We start from the raw sequence: 21,902 nt of genomic DNA on the forward strand, positions 1-21,902 counted from the left end.
CGCCGGCCCCCTCTATTTCGGCAGCTTCACGATGTTGAACCAGTAGTTTTCCAGGCCGCTGATCACGGTGAAGAAGTCCTGGAGGTCCAGCGGCTTGGTGACGAAGCTGTTGGCGCCCAGCTGGTAGATGGCCTCGACGTCCTGCTGCACGTCGGAGGTGGTCAGCACCACCACGGGGATGCCGCGCAGCTCCGGGTCCTTCTTCACCTCCGCCAGCACCCCGCGCCCGTCCAGGCGGGGCATGTTGAGGTCGAGCAGGATCAGGTCCGGACGCCGCGCGTGGGCGTGGCACGGGTCCTCCCGCCGCAGGTAGGCCAGCGCCTCCACCCCGTCCACGGCGTGGTGCACGTCGCAGAGGACGCGCCCTTCCCGGATCGCCCGCTTCGCGAGCCCCGCGTCGGCGGGGTCGTCCTCGACCAGCAGGATGTGGAAAGGCGCGTGGGGCAAAGCGCTCATGGACCGGCCTCCTGGTTGACGGCGGGCAGATGGATGCTGAAGGCGCTTCCCTGGCCGGGGTCGGAGGACACGGTGATGCGTCCGCCCAGCCGCTCGGCCATCTTTCGGGCGATGGGCAGGCCCATGCCGGTTCCCGAATGCTCCGTCCGGCCGTGCAGCCGGCGGAACACCTCGAAGATTTGCTCATGATAGCGCGGTTCGATGCCGATTCCGTTGTCGCGGACGGTCAGAACCACAAAGGCGCCGTCCTCCCGCGCCCCGATATGGATGTCCGGCGGGCGGTCCGGGTGCCGGTATTCCAGCGCGTTGCCGATGAGAACAACGAACATCTCACGCAGCCGCCGCCGGTCGGCCATGACCCTGGGCAGCGGGTCGCGCCGCACCCGGCCCCCGACCCGGTCCAAGGTCCGTGCCAGCGCGGCCAGCGCGTCGTCCAGCGCGTCGTCGGCCTGCACCGGGCGGTCCGGCAGAGGAATGCCGGTCTCCGCGACGAAGATCTGCACGTCGCTCAGCAGCGCCTTGAGGCGCCGGGCGCCCTCCACCACCTGGACCAGCAGCGCGGCGCGCTCCTCGTCCAGGCTGGCGCCGATCTCCCGTTGCAGAAGCTGCGCGTAGCTGCCCATGGCGCGCACCGGCTCCTGGAGGTCGTGCGCGGCGGCGAAGGCGAACTGCTCCAGCTCCTTCTGGGCGAGCGCCAGCTGCTGCGCCTTGCGGTCGGCGTCGCGGCGGGCGTGGTCGAGTTCGGCGGTGCGAAGCTCGACGAGGCGGGCCAGCGTGGCGCGCCGTTCGGCCAGCAGCAGCACGACGGTGATGACCAGGATCCCGACCCCGCCGACCGCCAGGACCAGCGGCCCCCGCCCGGCCTGCGCCCGCGCGGCGGCGGCCCAGCCTTCCATCGGAACGACGGCCAGCTCCCAGTCGCCGTCGGCGACGGGGATGCGCTCCACCACCGGGTCCAGGCCGAGCACCGCCTCCTCCCCGGCGAAGACCATGCCGCCGGTCCGGCGCAGGGCCACACGGTAGCGCTGGGTCAGCCCGGCCAGGTTGGCCTCGTTCAGGATCGGCGGCAGGTCGAAGGCCGCCCCCACCGCGCCCCAGGGCTTGCCGTCCTTGAAGAGGATTTGCCGGGCAATCAGCCCGATCCCCCCTTGCAACAGCTCCACGGGCCCGTGGGTCGCCACGTCCCGAGTGGAGATCGCGCGGCGCACGGTGTCGGGGAAGCCCGGCCGGGGGTCCTTCAGCAGGTCGTGTCCGACCACCTTCTCGTGGCCTGCGTCCATCGGGTTGACCAGGCGGACGACGAAGTCCGGCGCGACGGTGATGTTGCGGATGCCGGGCATCGATGCCCGCAACGCCTCGGCGAAGGCCGGGAATTCGTCGTCCAGCCCATCTCCGGACAGCTCGACCGTGACGAAGGCGCCGAGCCCGCGCACCAGCGCCAGACGCTTGGCGATCACGCCGGCGAGGCCGCCCGCGACGGGTGTTGCCGCGATGGCGGCGCTGCTGCGCACGTCCAGGGCCGCCGACCGGAGCCGGACGGCGTCCAGCCAGACCCAAACGGCGACCAGGACCACGACCGTCGCCGTCACCAACAGGATGGTCGTCGGCCGTTCCCGCCAGCGGTCGCCCCAATCCGTCTGTCGCTTGGCGGCGTGCTCCCCGTTCATGCCGCGGCCGCCGTGTGCCGGGGCAGGATCAGGTGGAAGCGGCTGCCCTCTCCAAGCTCCGATTCCACCCAGATCCGGCCGCCGTGATGCTCCACGATCTTCTTGCAGATGGCCAGCCCGACCCCGGTGCCGTCATATTCGTCGGCGCTGTGCAGCCGCTGGAAGATTCCGAAGATCCGCTCGAAATGCTCCGGCGCGATGCCGATGCCGTTGTCCTCGACGGTGAAGTGCCAGCCCGCCGCCTCGCCGGTGCAGCCCAGGCGGATGACCGGCCGGCGTTCCGACGACCGGTATTTCACCGCGTTGCCGATCAGGTTCTGGAACAGGCGCGTCAGCTCCACGTCGTCGCCCCAGAGCGGCGGCAGGTCGGGGGCGATCTCCACCACGGCGCCGGCCTCGAAGATGGCGGCTTCCAGATTGTCCCGGGCGGTCGCGACGATGGTGCCGGCCGCGTGCAGCGCGAAGGGGCGCGTCTTGCGGCCGACCCGGCTGTATTCCAGCAGGTCCACGATCAGCCGGTCCATGCGCTGGGCGCCCTGCCGCACGAACTCCATGCACTCGCCGGTGTCCGCGTCCAGCTTGCCGGCGAGGTCCCGCTGGACCAGCGCCAGATAGCTGTTGATCGTGCGCAGCGGCTGCCGCAGGTCGTGCGAGGCGACGTAGGCGAAGGCCTCCAGCTCGGCGTTGGAGCGCTCCAGCTCCGCGGTCTTGGCACTCAGTTCCGCCTCGGCCAGCCGCCGTTCCGTGATGTCGTGGATCAGCGACAGCAGGAGCCTTCGCCCGTTCACCGCGATCGGGCTGCTGTAGACCTCGACGTCGCGGATCGCGCCGGACGCGAGGCGGTGGCGGAAGTGGAAATAGCTGCGCTCCTCCCGGGCCGCCCGTTCCATCTCCGCGCGGATGTCGTCGGCGGACCAGACGTTCAGGTCGGCCACGCGCATCGACCGCAGCCGGTCCAGGGAATGGCCGTAGAAGTCGGCGGCGGCCGGATTGGCGTCCACGATGCTGCCGTCGGAGGGGTCGATCAGCAGCTTGATGGCCGAGTTGGCGACGAAAATCTGCTCGAACAGCTCCTGCCGCTCGCGCAACGCCTGCTCGGCGTGCTTGTGCCCGGTGATGTCGGTGTGGGTGCCCACCACGCGCAGGGCGGCGCCGTCCGGCCCGCGGCCGACGACGATGCCGCGGTCCAGGATCCACTTGTACCCGCCATCCTTGCAGCGAACCCGGTGTTCGTTGACGTAGAACGCCGTTTCGCCGGACAGGTGCCGCTTCAGGTCGGCGTGCACGGCGGCGAGGTCGTCCGGGTGGACGCGCTGCTCCCACTCCTCCAGGCGGTCGGACACTTCGTCCTCGCGGTAGCCGAGCATCGCCTTCCAGCCGCGGGAGAAGAAGACGGAGTTGCTGCGCGCGTCCCAGTCCCAAACTCCGTCGCCGACCGCTTCCAGCGCCAGCCGCCAGCGCTCCTCGGTGCTCGCCAGCAATTCCTGCGTCGCCTCCAGGCGACGGTGGTGCCGGAACTGGGACCGGATGAGCCAGGCGATCAGCAGGATCGCCACCATGCCCGCGACCGCGACGAGGGTGGTGCCGAACAGGACCTTGTCCCGCCGTTCCATGAAGTCCGCCAGCGCCTCGTTCCAGCCCAGCCCGACGATGGCGACCAGCGGGTAGTCCTTCAGGCGCCGGTAGGCGACGATCCGGCGGATGCCGTCGACCTCGCTCGTCAGATAGAGGGTGCCGGACGGCGGCAGTCCGGGGTCGAGGTAGGGGCGGTTGACCAGGACGGCCCCCACCCCGATGCTGGGGGCCGGCGCCGCCGACGCGCGGGCGCGGACCACCCGGTCCATGCCGACCAGCATGATCGACCCCTGCTGGCCAAGTTCGCTGGTGCCGTAGAACCGCGTCAGATCGTCGGGAAACACGGACAGCACCATCACGCCGCCGAAGGACCCGTCGGGGGCGTCGATGCGGCGGGTGAACTGGATGGACCACCGCCCCGACACGCGGCCGAGAACCGGCCGGCTGATGAACAGCCGGTCGTCCGCGGAGTGCCGGTGGACGAGAAAATGCTCCCGGTCGCCGAGGTCGATCCGCTCCTTTGCCGGAGCGAGGTTGGAGAACAGCAGCTTGCCCTCGGCGTCGATGGCGCTGACCTGGAAGGCGAGGTCGGCGTACAGCGTCTTCTGCCAGTTCGCCGCCTTGGCGAGGAAGACGTCGGGGTGCATCGCGAATTCGTCGCGCAGATGCACCAGCGCCTGGTCGATCCGGCGGATGGTCTGGCGGATGTTCTCGTCGAAGGCGCGGACGAGGTTGGCGGCGTCGGCCTCCTTCGCCTGGACGATGTCTGCGCGCTCCCGCTCCAGGCTGTCGCAGGTCACCCAGACGCCGGCCCCGATGAACGCCGCGCCGAGCAGCACGACCAGAAGCGGCAGCAGCGCGACCACGCCGCACCAGCGCCGGGGCTTCGGCGGCGGGGCTGAAGTCCGGGCCGGGGGAGTCCGGTCGGGATAAGTCCGGTCCGGCGGGTCCGGCGGCTGTGGCGACAGGGTGCCGTCGGGGCGATCGTCCACGTCCAATGTCTGCGCGCTCATCATGGGTCCAACCTCCCGCGGCAGTCGCGGCCCATCATCAATGCGGCGTCATCCCAGGGCCATCGCTTCGGCCCCGGCGCGTTCCGCTTCCAGAGGCTCGGGCGCGTCCGCGACCACGCGGTTGCGCCCCCCGCCCTTCGCGGCGTAGAGCGCGCGGTCGGCGCGGCCGAGCGCCCGGTCGATGGACGCATCGCCGTCCCGGCAGGCGGCGACGCCGATGCTCACCGTCATATGCAGCGTGGTGTCCCCAAGCCGCACGGGCATGTCGCTGAGGCTCAGCCGCAGCCGCTCCGCGACCTCCACCGCTTCGCCAAGGCCGGTTTCCGGAAGCACGATCGCGAACTCCTCCCCGCCGAGCCGGCCGAGATGGTCGGTCTCGCGCAGCTCCGCCCGGCACCGGTCGGCGAGCCGGCACAGCGCCTCGTCCCCGGCGGCGTGCCCGTGGGTGTCGTTGATCGCCTTGAAATGGTCGATGTCCAGCATCAGGACCGACACCGGCCGGGCGTAGCGGCGCAGGCGCGACAGCTCCCCCTCCGCCAGCTCCAGGAACCGGCGGCGGTTCCACAGGCCGGTCAGCGGGTCGGTCGTCGCCATGCGGCGCAGTTCGGCCTCCACCCGCTTGCGTTCGGAGATGTCGCGCACCACCGCGGTGTAGAGCATGCCGTGCGGGTGCTGGAGCTTGGCGATGGAGACCTCGGCCGGGAATTCCCGCCCGTCGAAGGTCACGCCGGTCACCTCGCTGCGGTCGGTCATGGCGCGCGTCGGGACCGGCGACTGCGCGAAGTCCGCGATCGCCCGGGCGTGCTCGCCGCGCAGCCGTTCCGGGATCAGGAGCCAGAGCGGGCGGCCGACGATCTGCTCCGACGAATAGCCGAACAGCCGCTCCGCGGCCGGGTTGAACAGGGTGATGTTCAGGTTCTCGTCGGTGGTCAGGATGGCGTCCTGGGCCAGCTCGATGATGCCGGCCAGCCGCTCCTCCGACAGGCGCAGCTGCTCTTCCAGGCGCTTGCGGGCGATGGCGTGCTGGATGGCCCGCCAGACCAGCGGCCCGTCGGCCTGCCCCTTGACCAGATAGTCCTGCGTCCCCGCCGCCAGCGCCTGCAGCGCGAAATCCTCGTCGTCGAGGCCGGTCAGCACGACGAGCGGAAGCGACGGCACGTCGCCGCGCATCCGGCGCACCGTGTCGAAGCCGAAGCTGTCCGGCAGCGACAGGTCCAGCAGCACGACGTCGCAGGCGTTGCGCAGCAGGAAGGCGCGCGCCTCCTGCAGCGTCGTGGCGCGGGTCAGGGTGAAACGGCGGGCATAGGGGCGCAGGGTCCGGATGACCAGTCCCGCGTCCGCATCGTCGTCCTCCACCAGCAGGATCGCGGTGGGCGTGGAAGGTAAGTGGGCGTCCATGAGGCGGTGGTCCTTAACCCGCGTAGGGTTCCAAGTCGTCAGCGCGGCAGGCGGACGACGCGGAACCAGTATTCCTCGACACTGCGGATCGCCTCGAAGAAGGCGTCCATGTCCATGGGCTTGGTGATGAAGCTGTTGGCGCCCAGCAGGTAGCTGGCGTTGACGTCGCGGTCCACGTCGGACGTGGTCAGGATCACGACGGGAATGCTCTTCAGCTCGTCGTTGCCCTTCATCGCCTCCAGCACGCCGCGGCCGTCCAGCCGCGGCATGTTCAGGTCGAGCAGGACAAGATCCGGCCGCGGCGCGTCGGCGAAGCTGCCTTCCCGCATCAGGAAGGCCAGCGCCTCCACACCGTCGCGGACGTGGTTGACGCGGCAGACGATCTTCCCGTCCTTCAGGGCCCGCTTGGCGAGCCCGGCGTCCGCCGGATCGTCCTCGACCAGGAGGATTTCAAAGGCGGCGTCCTCGGTTTTCGCGGGCTCTCTCATGACAGGCCTCGAAGGCGGGAGTGGGGAAGGAGGAGGGTGAAGGTGCTGCCGATGCCCGGCGAGGATTCGACGGTGATCCGCCCGCCCATCCGCTCCGCCATCTTGCGCGCGATGGCCAGGCCCATGCCCGTTCCGGGATGCTCCTCGCGCGAATGGAGGCGGCGGAACACCTCGAAGATCTGCTCGCGGTACTGCGGTTCGATCCCGATGCCGTTGTCCCGCACGTCGATCGCGTCCTGGTTCGCCAGCCGGCGGTGGGCCACGGTGATCTCGGTGGCGCGGTAGGGATGGCGGTATTCGATCGCGTTGCCGAGCAGCACGACCAGGATCTCCCGCAGGCGCCGTTCGTCGGCCATGACGGCCGGCATCGCCTCGACGGTGACGGTGGCGCCCGTCTCGCGGATGCGGTTGGACAGGGCGGCCAGGGCCGCCTGCGCCGCGTCCTCCACCGGAACCGGCCTGACCGACAGGGCGACGCGGTCCTCCGCCAGGAACAGCTGGACGTCGCGCAGAAGCATCTTCAGCCGGGCGGCGCCGTCGACGATCTGGCGGATGAAGTCGGCCCCCTCCTCGTCCACGCGGCCGGCGAAGTGGCGCTCCAGCAGCTGCGTGTAGCTGGCGATGGCGCGCAGCGGTTCCTGAAGGTCGTGGGCGGTGACGTAGGCGAAGCGCTCCAGCTCGCGGTTCACGCCGTCCAGCTCGCGCGTGCGGCGCACGACCAGCCGTTCCAGCGTCTGGCGCCGGCTGAGAACCAGATGGGCCAGCGCCTCGCTCATCAGCGCCAGCAGGGCGAACACGCCGAGGAAGGCCGTGTAGGCGCGGTCGGCGCGCGCCGCGGCCAGCCAGCCGACCTTCGGGGCCAGCGAGAACTCCCACGTCCCGTCGGTCAGCGTGATGCTTTCGGTGATGGGAGCAGCGCGGAGCACCGAGGCGTCGCCGGCCACCACCACGCCGTTCTCCGCCCGCAGCAGGAAGGACAGGTCGGCGGGCAGCGCGTCCAGGCGGGCGTCGTCCAGGATGGGTTGCAGGTCGAAAACCATGCCGACCGCGCCCCAGGGACGGTCGGGGCCGAAGACGATCTGCCGCGCGATCAGGCCGCGCCCGCCCTGGATCAGGTCGATCGGGCCGTGCACCGTCACGTCGCCCGACACCAGCGCGCGCTGCACCGTCTCGGCGAAGCCCGGCCGCGGGTCGGACAGCAGGGCGTTGCCGATGACCTTCTTGTTGCCCTCCAGCGGGTGGACGTTGGCGACCACGAAGCGGGGTGCGGCGGAGATGTTGCGCACGCCGGGGACGGACCGCCGCAGCCCCTCCGCGAAGGCCGCGAAGCGGTCGTCCAGCGCGCCGGCCCTCGCCTCCACGTCCACGAAGGCGGTCAGGCCGCGCACCAGCGCCAGACGCTCGTTCACCGTGCTGGAGAGCGCGCTGGCCACGTTGACCGCCGTGACGGCCGCCGCCGTCTTCCGTTCCGCGATCAGGTAGCGGACGTAGAAGCGGTCGGCCCAGAAGAAGGCGACGGCCAGCAGGACGGTGACGGCGGCCATGCCGAACAGGTGCAGCCGGTGGCGGCGCACCGGCCCGGCCGCCTTCTGGAGGAGCGGCGTCATGGCGCCTCCTCCTGCGGCACGGGCAGAGGGCGCACGGGCAAGGTGAAGCGGAAGGCGCTGCCCTGGCCTTCCACCGAGTCCACCCAGATGGCGCCGCCGTGATGCTCCACGATCTTCTTGCAGACGGCCAACCCGACGCCGGTGCCCTCATACTCGTCGCGCCGGTGCAGGCGCTGGAAGATGCCGAAGACGCGCTCCAGATGCTCGGGCGCGATGCCGATGCCGTTGTCGCGGACGTCGAACACCCAGAGCCCCCGGTCGGAGTCGCGGGCGCAGGCGACGGTCACGACGGGTGCGCGGTCCGGCGTGCGGTACTTGACCGCGTTGCCGATCAGGTTCTGGAACAGGCGGATCAGCTCGTTCTCGTCGCCGTCCACCGTGGGCAGCGGCCCTTCGACGGTGATGGTCGCCGACGCCTCGGCCACCGCGACCTGGAGGTTCAGCAGCGCCGTGTTCACGAGGTCGTCGAGCGGCACCGGCCGGAAGGCCTTCGCCTTGCGCCCGACCCGCGAATATTCCAGCAGGTCGACAATCAGACGGTCCATCCGCTGCGCGCCGTCGCGGGCGAACCCGATGAACTCCGTCGTTTCCTCGTCCAGCTGCCCCTCCAGGGACCGTTCCAGCAGGGCGAGGTAGCTGTTGATGACGCGCAGCGGCTGCCGCAGGTCGTGGGAGGCGACGTAGGCGAAGGCCTCCAGCTCCGCGTTGGACCGCTCCAGCTCCGCCGTCTTCCGGCGCAAGCCCTCCTCGGCCAGCCGCCGCTCCGTGATGTCGTGGATGAGCGTCAGGAGAAGCCGGCGCCCGTTCACCTGCACCGGGCTGACGTAGACCTCCACGTCGCGGATCTCGCCGGACGCCAAGCGGTGGCGGCAATGCAATGTCCGGCCGCCCTCGCCCGGCGTCCCGGCCCCACCCTGGGTTCCGCCCTGGGCCCAGGAGGTGTCGGGTTTGGCGCCGGGCGCGGCGGGGGCGCTGACGTCCTCCAGGCGCAGCCCGCGCAGCGCGTCCAGGCCATGCCCGTAGAAGGCCGCGGCGGCGGGGTTGGCGTCCACGACGAGTCCGCCGTCCGGATCGACCAGCAGCTTCACCGCGCGGCTGGCGACGAAAATCTGCTCGAACAGGGCGTGGCGCTCCAGCAGGGCCTGCTCGGCGCGCTTGCGCTCGCTGATGTCCACCATGGCGCCCACGATTCCCGCGGGCTTGCCGCCGTTGCGGCGGAACACGGCCTTGGATACCACCACGTCGCGCAGCACGCCGTCCACGCAGCGGATCCGGGATTCGAAGGTCTGCGTCCGTCCGCTGGCCAGCAGGTCGCGGTTCGCGGCCTCGTCCAGCAGCGCCAGCTCCTCCGACGCGAGATCGGACAGCATCCGGCCGAACAGCGCCTGCCGGTCGAGCCCGAGCCAGTCCTCCAGCGCCGTGTTGGCGTCGATGCAGAAGCCGGACACGTCCTGGATGAAGATCGGCACCGGCACCGTGTCGAGAAGCACGCGCTGGAAGGCGATCCGGTCGTTCAGCGTCTGCTCCGCCCGGCGGCGGACGGTGACGTCCTCGACCAGCCAGACATAGCCGAGCGTCGGGTCGTCCGCGCGGATCTGGCGGCCGATGATCCGGCACCAGACCTCGCCCCCGTCGGCGCGGCGCATGGGGATGGTGTCGGCGAAGGTCTCGCCCTGCCGCATCACCGGGTAGGCGCGCCGGCCGATGTCGTCGTAGACTCCGTCGTCGCCGTACATGAGGCGCGTGCCGGCCCCGACCAGCGCGTCCATGGGCCATTGGAAGATGTCGGCCATCGCCTCGTTGGCGCGCAGGACGCGGCGCCCGTCGTCCACGATGAAGATGCCGACGGGCGCGTTGGCCAGGATCGCGTCCAGGCGGGCCTTCGAATCCGCCAGCTCGGCGTCCGCCGCCTTGCGCTCGGTGATGTCGGAATGGGTTCCGACCATGCGCAGGGCGCGCCCGTCCGGCCCCCGGTCCACCACGCGGCCCCGCCCGAGGATCCAGACCCAGGAGCCGTCCTTGGCCCGCATCCGGTACTCGCAGAGGAAGCTCGGGGTCCGCCCGCCGAGGTGGTCGTCCAGAGCGCGCCGCATCGCCTCCCGGTCGTCGGGGTGGGTGCGTTCCTCCCAGACGCCGATGTCGGACGGCACCTCGCCCGGTTCGAGCCCCAGCATGGATTGCCAGCGCGGGCTGTAATAGGTGGCGCCGGTCTGGACGTTCCAGTCCCACAGCCCGTGGCGGCTGGCGTCCACGGCCATCTGCAGGCGCTCCTCGCTCGCCTGAAGCTCGCGCTGGAGGCGCATCCGCTCGGTGACGTCGTGCTGGATCGCCAGGATGGCCGGCAGGCCGGTGGCCGGGTCGGACACCGCGCGCAACGCCACCTCGTGCCAGCGCTCCCCGTGGCCCGTCATGGCCCGGACCACCGCCGTGGTCTCCCGGCGGTCGGCGAGGTCCCGGCGCAGCGCCGAACCCTGCGCCGCGTCCATGACGGTGGCGGCGAAGCGGTCCGGCTCGCCGGGCATCACCGCGTCGAAGGCCAGCTGGGCCGCGGGGTTGCGCATCAGCACGGCGCCGTCGTGGCGGTAGAGCGACACCATCTCCGGCGAGTGGCGCAGGGCTTCCAGGCTGCGGCGCTCCGCATCCTCGGCCGCGGCCGTCGCCGCCTCGCGCCCTTCGACCAGCAGGACGGTCCGCCCCTCGTAGGGCCAGCCGGAGCACAGGCAGTCCACCGTCACGGGGCGGCCGTTCGGGAAGAAGGTCCATTGCTCCCGCACCGTCTCGCCGCGCGCGAAGGCCTCCCCGTACAGCGCAAAGCGGGTGCGCGAGGTGTCGGACAGCGACGACGCGAAATCGCGCGCGAGCAGAGACGGCATGTCCGTCGCCCCCCACAGGGCGCAGGCGCTGCCGTTGGCCCACAGCATGCAGCACCGGTCCGGGTCGAACAGCCACACCGGAGAGCGCAGGGAATCCAGCGTCGGAAGGCCGTGGCCGTCGCTGTTCTGTGCAGAGGGATCCGTAAATGGATCGGATGGGCGGGTCTTGATCAATGGAGCCGAAGAAGCCGGTGTGTTTCGCGGACGGATCAGACACTCAACAAACACGCGAGCGCCTGGAATTCCCGTTAGAATGCCCGGTCAACACAACCTGTCTATTGGCAAAATGTCACATGTACACCTTTAAAATTGCTTTAACCATCTTTCGGAAAAGAAATGGCGCGGTGCGCGACAAAGAATTACCAGAGGACACCCACTATGTTTTTACGCCAGGGACCGGCGATTGGTCACCCGATGGGGCGGCGGGGCAGCGGGCGGTCGGGCGACGGCAGGTCCGGCCGGTCCTGCGCCTCCAGGGGCCGCTCGGTCCGCTTCCCGGCCTCGTCCGGCGGCAGGAGCTTGAACCAGAAGAAGGCGTATCCCGGCAGGGTCACGGTGTAGGGCGCGTCGGCGATGGCCGGGAACGGCGTCGCCGCGAACAGGTCGACCGGCACGCGGCCGGCGTGCCCCGGTAGATCGAGCGCGGCGGCCTGGGCGGTTTCCGACAGGTTGGCGACGCACAGGATCGTCTCCTGCCCGTGGTCGCGCAGGTAGGCCATCACCGCCTTGTTGGCCGGCTTCAGGAAGGTGATGCCGCCGCGCCCGAACGCCTGGTGGGCGTTGCGGACGCTGATGATCCAGCGCATCCAGTTCAGCAGCGAGGAGCGCATGGCGCGCTGCATCTCGACGTTGACCGCCTGGTAGCCGAACAGCGGGTCGGAGACCGGCGGAAGGTAGAGCGCGACCGGCTCCGCCTGGGAGAAGCCGCCGTTGCGGTCCGGCGACCACTGCATGGGCGTGCGCACCCCGTCGCGGTCGCCGAGGAACGGGTTGTCGCCCATGCCGATCTCGTCGCCGTAATAGACCACGGGCGTACCGGGCAGCGAGAACAGCAGCGCGTTCATCAGCTCGACCCGCCGCCGGTCGCCGGACAGCAGCGTCGCCAGACGGCGGCGGATACCCAGGTTGATGCGCAGGCGGCGGTGCGTCGCGTAGAACTGCCAGAGATAGTCGCGCTCCTCCTCGCTCACCATCTCCAGCGTCAGTTCGTCGTGGTTGCGCAGGAACAGCGCCCATTGGCAGCTGTCCGGCAGCTGCAGCGTGCGTTCGAGGATGTCCTCGACCGGCCCGCGGTCCTCCTGCGCAACGGCCATGAACAGGCGGGGCATCAGGGGGAAGTGAAAGGCCATGTGGCATTCGTCGCCGCGGCCGAAGTAGGACAGCGTGTCCTCCGGCGGCTGGTTGGCCTCGGCCAGGAGCACGCAGTCGGGGTTGCGCCGCTCCACCTCCCGCCGGATCATCTTCAGGACGGAATGGGTCTCGTCCAGGTTCTCGCCGTCGGTGCCCGGCCGCTCCACCAGGTAGGGCACGGCGTCCAGGCGGAAGCCGTCCACGCCGAGGTCCAGCCAGAAGTTCAGGATCCGCTTCACCTCGCGCACGACCAGCGGGTTGTCGAAGTTCAGGTCCGGCTGGTGCGCGTAGAAGCGGTGCCAGTAGTAGGCGCGGGCGACGGGGTCCCAGGCCCAGTTCGAGACCTCGGAGTCGAGGAAGATGATGCGGGCCTCGTCGAATTCGTGCCCGGTGTCGCTCCAGACGTAGAAATCCCGCTCCGGGCTGCCCTTGGGCGCGCGCCGCGCCCGCTGGAACCAGGGATGCCGGTCGGAGGTGTGGTTGACCACCAGCTCGATAATGACGCGCAAGCCCCGCGCGTGCGCCGCCTCCACGAAGTCGCGGAAGTCGTCGAGCGTGCCGTAGGCGGGATTGACCCCGGTGTAGTCGGAAATGTCGTAGCCGTCGTCGCGCAGCGGCGACGGGAAGAAGGGCAGCAGCCAGATGGCGCTCGCCCCCAGGTCGACGATGTGGTCGAGCCGCGCGGTCAGGCCCGGAAAGTCACCGATCCCATCGCCGTTCGAATCGCTGAAGGCGCGAACATGCGTTTGATAAATGATGGCGTCCTTGTACCAAAAGGTCGGATCGCCAGCGACAACAGTTCGTTCGGCAATGCGGATCCGCGGGGACTTGTGATCGTTGGTCATGCATCGACAATGTGTTGTTGCAACGGACAGCCTCCCGCGGTTTGGCTGTCTGGACAACAGCGTTTCGCCTTTTCGGTTTCATGACATGATTTTCATGAGCCCCCGCAAGGCTCCGAACGCAGAAACGCCGGAGCCCGCCCTGCGGACCCCGGCGTCGGTTCATAAGCGGAAGATTGCGTTACCGGTCGCGGCCGCCGCCGCCTTCGCCGCCGCCTTCGCCCTTGTGCTGTTCCATGTAGGTGTGGGTGTGGTGGTGGACGTTGCCGTCCTTGTCCTTGTATTCGCGCTGCTTCAGGTCGTCTCCGCCGGACGCCCCGCCGGAGGCGCGGTCGCTGCCGGAGTGCGAGGCCTGCTGCCCGCCTTTTTGCCCGCCTTCATGGGCGCGCTCGTGCTGGCCGCCGCGCTCCGACCGTTCCTGCTGCTTGCCGCCCTGGGCCTTCTCCTGCTGGCCGCCGCGGGCGTGAGAGCCGCCCTGCTGGTTCTCCTTGGTGTGCGGTTGCGGTTCCTGGCTGTCTTTGTGGCCGTGCTTCCCCGTACCTTGCTGAGCCATGAGAGACTCTCCTCCTGGATTTTTCATCGTTCGCCCGGCCCCGCTCATTCTTGAGCTTGGGGCCGGGTAGGAGGGCAAACTCCCGGCGCGCCGAGCCGTCCCGGAGATTTCGCGTCAATTCCCCATCCGGACAGCGCCCGACGAGCAGGCGCGTCAGGCCGCTTCGAACTGCCGGCCGATCCAGGCGTCCACCGCCTCCGCGTCGAAGCGGCGGTCGAGCGGAATCGCCTCGACGGCGGCGCGGCACAGCTCGATGAAGGCGCGTTCCGCCCGGTTCATCTTGGCCGCGGGGTTCCACAGCAGGTGGATGTCCACCGGCGCCACCCCCTCCTCCGGCGGCAAGGGCCAGAGCAGGCCGTCGCGCACGTCGCGCTCCGCCACATGCTGCGGCAGCGGGCCGATGCCGAGCCCGGCGACGATCATGCGGCGCACCTCCTCCAGGTTGACCGAGGCGCCGACGACGCGGCTCTCGATCCCCTCCTGCGCGCGGAAGACGGTCAGCGGCGAAAGCACCCCGCCGATCTGGTCGGAGGTGAAGGAGACGAACTTCTCGCCGCGCAGGTCGTTCAGCGACAGGTCGCGGCGCCCGAACAGCGGGTGGCGCGGGCCGCAGTAGAAGCGGAAGAGCTGGCGCATGAACAGCGCGTGCTCGACGAGCGGCGGCGGCTCGCGCATCAGGCAGATGCCGAGCGACCCCGTCTTCTGCTGGATCGCCGTGTGGACGTCGGCGCTGGCCATCACGTCCAGCCGGAAGGTCACCTGGGGGTGGGTGGCGTGAAAGCGTTCCAGCATGCGGTCGAACAGGTGCGAATGGATGCGGCTGGCCAGCAGGATGCGGATGTGGCCGGAGATCTCCTCCCGGATGTCGCGCACCAGAACCCCGAATCGGGAGATGTTGCCGTAGATCTCCAGCACCTCGGCGTAGATGACCTCCCCGGCCTCGGTCACGCGGAAGCGGCCCTGCCCGCGCTCGATCAGGGTGCGGCCCAGCTGGTCCTCCAGCCGCTTCAGCGCTTGGCTGACCGCTGGCTGGGTCAGGCACAGGCGGGTGGCCGCGCGGGTGACGCCCTGCTCCTGCACGATCACCATGAAGGTGCGCAGCAGGTTCCAGTCCAGATGCTGGCCGAGCCGCTCCAGGTCGCGTGTCGCCATCGACGAAGTCCCGCCCCATAAATCTGATTTATGTCGCGGATGAGGATTATCGATTTGGCGGGCGATGAGAAGCTGAATTGTAATACGGGCGTAGTCAGCGGTCGATGCCCCACCCGATCAGCACAGACGAAATGGTGGGGCATAGTCCAAAGGTCGTGGATGTCCCCAATTCTTTGCGGGGATTGTGCGGACCGGACGGACGACCGCGCGGGGAAGTGGTAAGAACGGAGTCGACATGCCCGCATCCCATGAGGATGGGCGGAGCATTGCGGCCGCGAACCGGGACGCGATCCTGGACGCGGTGACGATGCTGCGCGAGGAAGGAGTGCGCCTGCTCGCCGACCTGGTCCGGTTCCCGAGCCTGCTCGGGCAGGAGGGGCCGGCGCAGGACCATATGGAAGGCGTCTTCCGGGGCCTCGGCCTGGAGATCGACCGCTTCGCCATCGACGAGGAGGCGTTGAAGGCCCAGCCCGGCTGGTCGCCCTCGCTGATCTCCTACGAGGGGCGGGAGAACGTCGTCGGCATCCACAAGCCGCGGCAGGCAACCGGCAAATCCCTGATCCTGAACGGCCACATCGACGTGGTGCCGACCGGCCCGGCCGAGCTGTGGTCCGCCGGCCCGTTCGAGCCGGTGGTGCGCGACGGCCGCCTGTACGGCCGCGGGGCCGGCGACATGAAGGCCGGCATCGTCGCCTTCGTCATGGCCTTCAAGGCGCTGAAGAGCATCGGCCTCCAGCCCGCCGCCCCGGTCTTCCTGCAAACGGTGGTGGAGGAGGAGTGCACGGGCAACGGCGCGCTCGCCTGCGTCGCCCGCGGCTACAAGGCCGACGCCGCGGTGATCCCGGAGCCGTTCAACCACACGCTCCAGATCGCCCAGGTCGGCGTGATCCGCTGCGAGCTGGAGGTGACCGGCCGCCCCGCCCACGTGCTGGACACCGGCGCCGGGCTGAACGCCATCGAGGCCGCCCATCGCCTGCTGATGCATCTGAAAAAGCTGGAATCGGCCTGGAACCATCCGGAGGGGCGGCACCCGGCCTACGCCCACCATCACCACCCCTACAACCTGAACGTCGGCCGCATCGACGGCGGCGAGTGGGCCTCCTCCGTCCCGACCCGCTGCCGCATGGAACTGCGCTTCGGCTTCCCGCCGGGCCGCGCCGCGGCGGACGTCAGCGCGGAGATCGAGCGCACGGTCGCCGAGGCCTGCCGCACCGACGCCGACCTGAAGGGCATCGAGGCGCGGGTGATCTTCCGCGGCTTCCAGGCGGAAGGCTGCGTGATCGACCCCGACCACCCGATGCTGGAGGCGCTGGACGCCGCCCACCGCTCCATCTTCGGCGCGCCGGCGCCCAAGCTGGCGCAGACCTGCACGACGGACGTCCGCAACTTCATGCTCTACGGCGACACGCCGGCCACCTGCTACGGCCCGGAGGCGGAGCGCATCCACGGCATCGACGAGTCGGTGTCGCTCGACAGCCTCGCCAAGGTGACCGCGGTGCTCGCGCTGTTCATGGCGGAGTGGTGCGGGCTGGAAACTGTTTCCTGAGTTTCAAACAAAGAATAAGGAGGCTTCCTACATGAGCAACCGTCTGCGCTATATTCGACAATCCTTGACCGCCGCGGCGCTCGCCGCCGCGCTGGCCACCCCGGCCCTGCTGTCCGCCCCCACCGTCGCGGTCGCGCAGGAGCGCGGCGGCACGATGAACATCATCGTCCAGCCGGAGCCGCCGATCCTGGTGCTGGGCCTGAACCAGCAGGGGCCGACGCAGACGGTCGCCGGCAAGATCTACCAGGGCCTGCTGACCTACGACTTCAACCTGAAGCCCCAGCCGGAACTGGCCGAGAGCTGGGAAGTGTCGCCGGACGGCAAGGTCTACACCTTCAAGCTGGTGAAGAACGCCAAGTGGCACGACGGCAAGCCCTTCACCGCCGCCGACGTGGTCTTCTCCACCTCCAAGATGCTGATGGAGACGCACCCGCGCGCCCGCGCCGTCTTCGCCAAGGCCGAGAAGATCGAGGCGCTGGACGACTACACCGTCCGCTTCACCCTGAAGGAGCCGTTCGGCCCGTTCCTGCAGTCCTTTGAAGTGTCCTCGGCGCCGATGATGCCGAAGCACATCTACGACGGCAGCGACTACAAGGCCAACCCGGCCAACGCCACGCCGATCGGCACCGGCCCCTTCAAGTTCAAGGAGTGGGTCAAGGGCTCCTACATCCACCTCGTCCGCAACGACGACTACTGGAAGGCCGGCAAGCCCTATCTGGACGACATCTATTTCCGCGTGATCCCCGACGCCGCCTCGCGCGCCGTCGCCGTGGAGCAGGGCACCGTCCAGCAGACCCAGTTCAACGACATCGAGACCTTCGACGTCCCGCGCCTGAAGAGCCTGCCGAACGTCGAGATGACGACCAAGGGCTACGAGTTCTTCGCGCCGCTGTCCTGGATCGAGATCAACACGCGCAACAAGCCGCTGGACGACAAGCGCTTCCGGCAGGCGATGATGCACGCCATCGACCGCAAGTTCATCCGCGACAAGATCTGGTTCGGCCTCGGCCGCCCGGCGACCGGCCCGGTCAACTCGGTCACCCGCTTCTACGAGCCGGGCGTCAAGAAGTACGACTTCGATCCGAAGAAGGCCGAGGCGCTGCTTGAGGAGGCCGGCTACAAGAAGGGTTCCGACGGCACCCGCGCCAAGGTGAAGCTGCTGGTCATGCCCTATGGCGAGACCTGGACGCGCCTGGGCGAGTACGTCAAGCAGGCGATGAAGCGCGTCGGCGTCGACGTGACGCTGGAGACGACCGACAGCGCCGGATGGGTCAACCGCGTGTCCAACTGGGACTACGACATGACCTTCAACTTCGTCTACCAGTACGGCGACCCGGCGCTGGGCGTGTCGCGCACCTACGTGTCCGACAACATCCGCAAGGGCGTGATGTTCTCCAACACCATGGGCTACACCAACCCCGAGGTCGACCGCCTGTTCGCCCAGGCCGCCCAGACCAACAAGGACGAGGAGCGCCAGCAGCTCTACTCCGCCGCCCAGAAGATCCTGGTCGAGGACGTGCCCGTCGCCTGGCTGTTGGAGATGGAGTTCCCGACCTTCGTGGACAAGCGCTTCAAGAACGCGATCACGACCGCCATCGGCGTGAACGAGAGCTACGACAGCGTCTACATGGTCAAGAAGTAAGGGCGCGATTGCCCCCTCCCTTCCCACGGCTTCGCCGCGGGCCCCTTCCCTCCCCCGCTTCGCAGGGGAGGGAGTTGGTCCCCTCCCCTGCGAAGCTCTCGCACAAGCGAAGCTTGTGCTGACGCGGCAGGCGGACCTTCGGTCCGCCGAGAGCGGGGGAGGGTTAGGGAGGGGGCAATACTTTGCCCTGGGAGTGCTTACATGCCCCGCATCGCCGTGTTCATCTCGCAACGGTTGGTGAAGGCGGTGTTCGTCGTGCTGGCGATCGCCGTGTTCAACTTCTTCCTGGTCCACGCGGCACCCGGCGATCCCGCCGCGGTGATGGCGGGAGAGGCCGGGGCCGCCGATGCCAAGTTCGTCGAACAGCTGCGCCAGCAGTTCGGCCTCGACCGGCCGCTCTACGAGCAGCTGGGCACCTACATGGGCAAGGTCGTGCAGGCCGACCTCGGCTATTCCTACCGGCAGCAGCGTCCGGTCTTCGACCTGCTGATGGACCGCCTGCCCGTCACCCTGTCGCTGACGCTGACGTCCTTCGTGCTGGCGCTGATCGGCGGCGTGGCGCTGGGCACGCTGGCGGCGATGCGCGCCGGCACCTGGTCGGACACCGCCATCACCGTGGTGGGCCTGACCGCCTACGCGACGCCGATCTTCTGGATCGGGCTGATGCTGATCCTGCTGTTCTCGGTCAACCTCGGCTGGCTGCCGGCCTTCGGGACGGAGAGCATCGGCGCCGGCTACACCGGCTGGGCGGCCTTCGTCGACCGGCTGGAGCATCTGGTGCTGCCGGTCGTGACGCTCGGCCTCTTCTACATGGCCGTCTACACGCGGCTGACCCGCGCCTCCATCCTGGAGGTGCGCGACATGGACTTCGTCAAGACCGCGCGGGCCAAGGGCCTGCCGGAATGGCGCATAGTGTCGGTCCACATCCTGCGCAACGCCATCCTGCCCGTCATCACGGTGGCGGGGTTCCAGGCCGGCCACCTGATCGGCGGCTCCATCCTGATCGAGACCGTCTTCGCGCTCCCCGGCATCGGGCGCCTCGCCTTCGAGGCCGTGTTGCAGCGCGACTATCAGGTGCTGCTGGGCATCTTCCTTCTGACCTCGGTGGTGGTGGTGATCTTCAACCTGCTGACCGACCTGATCTATTCGCTGGTGGATCCGCGCATCGAGGTGGCACCATGACCGCCGCCGTCATTACCCCCTCGCGCCGCAAGGGCTCCGGCTTCTGGCGCGCCTTCGCCCGCAACAAGGGCGCGGTTCTGGGGCTGGTCTTCCTGCTGCTGGTCGTGCTGATGGCGATCTTCGCCGACGTGCTGTTCCCGACCAGCCCCTGGGACATGACCGCCGCCCCGTTCGAGCCGCCCTTCTCGGAGGACGCGCTGCTGGGTTCCGACACGCTGGGCCGCGACATCGCGGCGGGCATCGCGCACGGCGCGCGGGTGTCGCTGCTGATCGGGCTGACCTCCACCGCGGTCGCCGTGCTGATCGGCGTGTGCCTGGGGGCCGTGTCCGGCTTCTACGGCGGCTGGGTGGACGACGCGGTGATGCGCTTCACCGAACTGTTCCAGACCATCCCGAACTTCGTGCTGGCCGTCGTGCTGGTGGCGATCTTCACGCCGTCGCTGACCTCCATCGTACTGGCCATCGCCATCGTGTCCTGGCCGCCGCTGGCCCGCCTTGCGCGCGGCGAGTTCATGAGCCTGCGGAGCCGCGAGTTCGTGCAGGCCGCCGTGACCACCGGCCAGTCGAACCTGACGATCATCTGGCGCCAGATCCTGCCCAACAGCCTGTCGCCGATCATCGTGTCGGCCTCGCTGATGGTGGCGACGGCGATCCTGCTGGAAAGCTCCCTCTCCTTCCTCGGGCTCGGCGATCCGAACCTGATGAGCTGGGGCTACATGGTGGGCGCCGCCCGCACCGTGATCCGGCAGGCTTGGTGGATGAGCTTCTTCCCCGGCATCGCGATCCTGCTGACCGTGCTCGCGCTCAACCTCGTGGGCGAAGGGCTGAACGACGCGCTGAACCCCAAGCTGGCGCGGAAGGGCCGGGCATGATGACCGTGAGCAACAGCAACGCCCCGCTTCTCGACGTCCGCAACCTGACGATCGACCTGCCGCGCGGCGCCGACCGGCCGCACGCCGTCGAGGACCTGACCTTCACGCTGGAGCGCGGCGAGATCCTCTGCGTCGTCGGCGAGTCCGGCTCCGGCAAGTCGATGACCGCGCACGCGGTGATGGGCCTGCTGCCGAAGGCGGTGAAGGTCTCCTCCGGCGTCCTCCGCCACGACGGCACCGACGTGCTGAGCCTGCCGGAGAGCGACCAGCGGGCGCTTCGCGGCGGCCGCATCGCCATGATCTTCCAGGAGCCGATGACGGCGCTGAACCCGCTGATGCGGGTCGGCGACCAGATCGACGAGGTGCTGCGCTACCACACCACGCTGGACCGCGCCGCGCGCCGCGCGCGGGTGGTGGATCTCTTGGCCTCCGTCGGCCTGCCGGAGCCGGACCAGCTGCGCCGCAGCTATCCGTTCCGCCTGTCCGGCGGGCAGCGGCAGCGCGTGATGATCGCCATGGCGCTGGCCGTCGAGCCCGACGTGCTGATCGCCGACGAGCCGACCACCGCGCTGGACGTCACCACCCAGAAGCAGATCCTGGAGCTGATCCGCGACATCCAGGCCAAGCGCCATATGGGCGTGATGTTCATCACCCACGACTTCGGCGTGGTGGCGGAGATCGCGCACCGCGTCGCGGTGATGCAGAAGGGCAAGCTGGTGGAGATCGGCCCGGCGGCCGAGGTCCTGAACCGGCCGCAGCACCCCTACACCCGCCAGCTGATCGCCGCCGTCCCGCACCTGATCGAACACCGCGAGGCGTTCGGCGCGGACCGCAAGCCCGTGCTGACGGCGGAGAAGGTGTGCAAGACCTTCCACATCGGCGGCGGCTTCTTCACGCCGGGCCGCACCGTGGTGGCCGGCAACCAACTGTCGCTGACCATCCGCCAGGGCGAGACGGTGGGGCTGGTCGGCGAGTCCGGGTCGGGCAAGTCCACGCTGGGCCGGTCCATCGTCGGGCTGATCAAGCCGGACAGCGGCCGGATCATGTTCGAGGGGGTGGACCTGCTGTCGCTGTCGCGGACGGCCTTCCGCCCCTACCGCCGGCACGTGCAGATGGTCTTCCAGGACCCCTACGCGTCGCTGAACCCGCGCCACACCGTGGGCGACATCATCACCCAGGGGCCCATCGCCTTCGGCGAAGACCGCGGCCGGGCGCTGGAGAAGGCGAAGGACCTGCTGAAGCTGGTCGGGCTCGACGCCTCGGCGGCGGAGCGGTTTCCGCACGAGTTCTCCGGCGGGCAGCGCCAGCGCATCTCCATCGCCCGCGCGCTGGCGCTGGAGCCGAAGCTGCTGATCGCGGACGAGCCGGTGTCGGCGCTGGACGTGTCGGTGCAGGCGCAGGTGCTGGATCTGTTGGAGGATCTGCGGCACCGGCTGAACCTGTCGATGCTGTTCATCACCCACGACCTGCGCATCGCCGCGCAGATCTGCGACACCATCGCGGTGATGCAGAAGGGCAGCATCGTGGAGATCGGGCCGGCGCGCGACGTGTTCGGCAACCCGCAGCACGCCTACACCCGCCAGCTGCTCGACGCCATCCCCGGCAAGGGCTGGTCCATTCCGGAGGACGTGATGGCCACCGGCCGGCACGGCGCCGCCCTGCGCACGAGCGCCTGAGGACGCCCCG

At 69.4% G+C, this 21,902-nt stretch carries 15 protein-coding genes; 5 read left to right on the forward strand and 10 right to left on the reverse strand.

Features of this window, described 5'->3' with window-relative positions:
• Positions 1-12: 12 nt before the first annotated feature.
• From J2851_RS06000 to J2851_RS06045, 10 genes are all read right to left on the reverse strand, one after another.
• Positions 13-456: a response regulator gene (locus J2851_RS06000; protein WP_209764941.1), complete on the reverse strand. Its 444-nt coding sequence runs from the start codon at positions 454-456 to the stop codon at positions 13-15.
• On the reverse strand, positions 453-2,123 hold the full coding sequence (locus J2851_RS06005; RefSeq protein WP_209764942.1) for a sensor histidine kinase: 1,671 nt from the start codon (positions 2,121-2,123) through the stop codon (positions 453-455). Before J2851_RS06005 ends, J2851_RS06000 begins: the two co-directional genes overlap by 4 nt.
• Positions 2,120-4,714, reverse strand: coding sequence for a PAS domain S-box protein (locus J2851_RS06010; RefSeq protein WP_209764943.1), 2,595 nt, complete (start codon positions 4,712-4,714; stop codon positions 2,120-2,122). Before J2851_RS06010 ends, J2851_RS06005 begins: the two co-directional genes overlap by 4 nt.
• 45 nt (positions 4,715-4,759) lie before the next feature.
• A complete protein-coding gene (locus J2851_RS06015) occupies positions 4,760-6,109 on the reverse strand; it encodes a GGDEF domain-containing response regulator (RefSeq protein ID WP_209764944.1) in 1,350 nt (449 codons plus the stop codon).
• 38 nt (positions 6,110-6,147) lie between these two features.
• Entirely contained in the window at positions 6,148-6,597 is a 450-nt protein-coding gene (locus J2851_RS06020; RefSeq protein ID WP_209764946.1) for a response regulator, read from the reverse strand.
• Positions 6,594-8,204, reverse strand: a complete 1,611-nt coding sequence (locus tag J2851_RS06025) for a sensor histidine kinase (protein WP_209764948.1) — start codon at positions 8,202-8,204, stop codon at positions 6,594-6,596. The genes J2851_RS06020 and J2851_RS06025 overlap by 4 nt, the downstream gene beginning before the upstream one ends.
• Positions 8,201-11,125, reverse strand: a complete 2,925-nt coding sequence (locus J2851_RS06030; RefSeq protein ID WP_209764950.1) for a PAS domain-containing sensor histidine kinase — start codon at positions 11,123-11,125, stop codon at positions 8,201-8,203. The genes J2851_RS06025 and J2851_RS06030 overlap by 4 nt, the downstream gene beginning before the upstream one ends.
• A gap of 359 nt (positions 11,126-11,484) precedes the next feature.
• Positions 11,485-13,272 carry a maltose alpha-D-glucosyltransferase gene (gene treS, locus J2851_RS06035; protein WP_209764953.1) on the reverse strand — a complete coding sequence of 596 codons (1,788 nt, stop codon included), beginning with the start codon at positions 13,270-13,272 and terminating at the stop codon, positions 11,485-11,487.
• Positions 13,273-13,450: 178 nt separating this feature from the next.
• Positions 13,451-13,822 carry a hypothetical protein gene (locus tag J2851_RS06040; protein ID WP_209764955.1) on the reverse strand — a complete coding sequence of 124 codons (372 nt, stop codon included), beginning with the start codon at positions 13,820-13,822 and terminating at the stop codon, positions 13,451-13,453.
• Positions 13,823-13,975: 153 nt separating this feature from the next.
• Positions 13,976-14,974 carry a LysR family transcriptional regulator gene (locus J2851_RS06045; RefSeq protein ID WP_209764956.1) on the reverse strand — a complete coding sequence of 333 codons (999 nt, stop codon included), beginning with the start codon at positions 14,972-14,974 and terminating at the stop codon, positions 13,976-13,978.
• A 235-nt stretch (positions 14,975-15,209) separates the two neighbouring features.
• On the opposite strand from J2851_RS06045, the gene J2851_RS06050 reads away from it, so the two are divergent.
• The 5 genes from J2851_RS06050 (at position 15,210) to J2851_RS06070 (ending at position 21,892) form a co-directional block, all read left to right on the forward strand.
• Positions 15,210-16,520, forward strand: coding sequence for a M20 family metallopeptidase (locus J2851_RS06050; protein WP_209764958.1), 1,311 nt, complete (start codon positions 15,210-15,212; stop codon positions 16,518-16,520).
• A 31-nt stretch (positions 16,521-16,551) separates the two neighbouring features.
• Entirely contained in the window at positions 16,552-18,162 is a 1,611-nt protein-coding gene (locus tag J2851_RS06055; protein ID WP_209764960.1) for an ABC transporter substrate-binding protein, read from the forward strand.
• 201 nt (positions 18,163-18,363) lie between these two features.
• Positions 18,364-19,344: an ABC transporter permease gene (locus J2851_RS06060; protein ID WP_209764962.1), complete on the forward strand. Its 981-nt coding sequence runs from the start codon at positions 18,364-18,366 to the stop codon at positions 19,342-19,344.
• A complete protein-coding gene (locus J2851_RS06065; protein ID WP_209764964.1) occupies positions 19,341-20,216 on the forward strand; it encodes an ABC transporter permease in 876 nt (291 codons plus the stop codon). The genes J2851_RS06060 and J2851_RS06065 overlap by 4 nt, the downstream gene beginning before the upstream one ends.
• Entirely contained in the window at positions 20,216-21,892 is a 1,677-nt protein-coding gene (locus tag J2851_RS06070) for an ABC transporter ATP-binding protein (RefSeq protein WP_209765076.1), read from the forward strand. Before J2851_RS06065 ends, J2851_RS06070 begins: the two co-directional genes overlap by 1 nt.
• Positions 21,893-21,902: the final 10 nt, after the last annotated feature.

The sequence above is a fragment of the Azospirillum rugosum genome, assembly GCF_017876155.1.
Taxonomy (GTDB): Bacteria; Pseudomonadota; Alphaproteobacteria; order Azospirillales; family Azospirillaceae; genus Azospirillum; species Azospirillum rugosum.

What these genes read in the sequence shown, in the direction of transcription:
- J2851_RS06040 (WP_209764955.1), bottom strand. Translation starts at nt 13,822, where the DNA reads ATGGCTCAGCAAGGTACGGGGAAGCACGGCCACAAAGACAGCCAGGAA.
- J2851_RS06015 (WP_209764944.1), bottom strand. Translation starts at nt 6,109, where the DNA reads ATGGACGCCCACTTACCTTCCACGCCCACCGCGATCCTGCTGGTGGAG.
- J2851_RS06000 (WP_209764941.1), bottom strand. Translation starts at nt 456, where the DNA reads ATGAGCGCTTTGCCCCACGCGCCTTTCCACATCCTGCTGGTCGAGGAC.
- J2851_RS06050 (WP_209764958.1), top strand. Translation starts at nt 15,210, where the DNA reads ATGCCCGCATCCCATGAGGATGGGCGGAGCATTGCGGCCGCGAACCGG.
- J2851_RS06065 (WP_209764964.1), top strand. Translation starts at nt 19,341, where the DNA reads ATGACCGCCGCCGTCATTACCCCCTCGCGCCGCAAGGGCTCCGGCTTC.
- J2851_RS06025 (WP_209764948.1), bottom strand. Translation starts at nt 8,204, where the DNA reads ATGACGCCGCTCCTCCAGAAGGCGGCCGGGCCGGTGCGCCGCCACCGG.
- J2851_RS06055 (WP_209764960.1), top strand. Translation starts at nt 16,552, where the DNA reads ATGAGCAACCGTCTGCGCTATATTCGACAATCCTTGACCGCCGCGGCG.
- treS (WP_209764953.1), bottom strand. Translation starts at nt 13,272, where the DNA reads ATGACCAACGATCACAAGTCCCCGCGGATCCGCATTGCCGAACGAACT.
- J2851_RS06030 (WP_209764950.1), bottom strand. Translation starts at nt 11,125, where the DNA reads ATGCTGTGGGCCAACGGCAGCGCCTGCGCCCTGTGGGGGGCGACGGAC.
- J2851_RS06070 (WP_209765076.1), top strand. Translation starts at nt 20,216, where the DNA reads ATGACCGTGAGCAACAGCAACGCCCCGCTTCTCGACGTCCGCAACCTG.
- J2851_RS06060 (WP_209764962.1), top strand. Translation starts at nt 18,364, where the DNA reads ATGCCCCGCATCGCCGTGTTCATCTCGCAACGGTTGGTGAAGGCGGTG.
- J2851_RS06020 (WP_209764946.1), bottom strand. Translation starts at nt 6,597, where the DNA reads ATGAGAGAGCCCGCGAAAACCGAGGACGCCGCCTTTGAAATCCTCCTG.
- J2851_RS06010 (WP_209764943.1), bottom strand. Translation starts at nt 4,714, where the DNA reads ATGATGAGCGCGCAGACATTGGACGTGGACGATCGCCCCGACGGCACC.
- J2851_RS06045 (WP_209764956.1), bottom strand. Translation starts at nt 14,974, where the DNA reads ATGGCGACACGCGACCTGGAGCGGCTCGGCCAGCATCTGGACTGGAAC.
- J2851_RS06005 (WP_209764942.1), bottom strand. Translation starts at nt 2,123, where the DNA reads ATGAACGGGGAGCACGCCGCCAAGCGACAGACGGATTGGGGCGACCGC.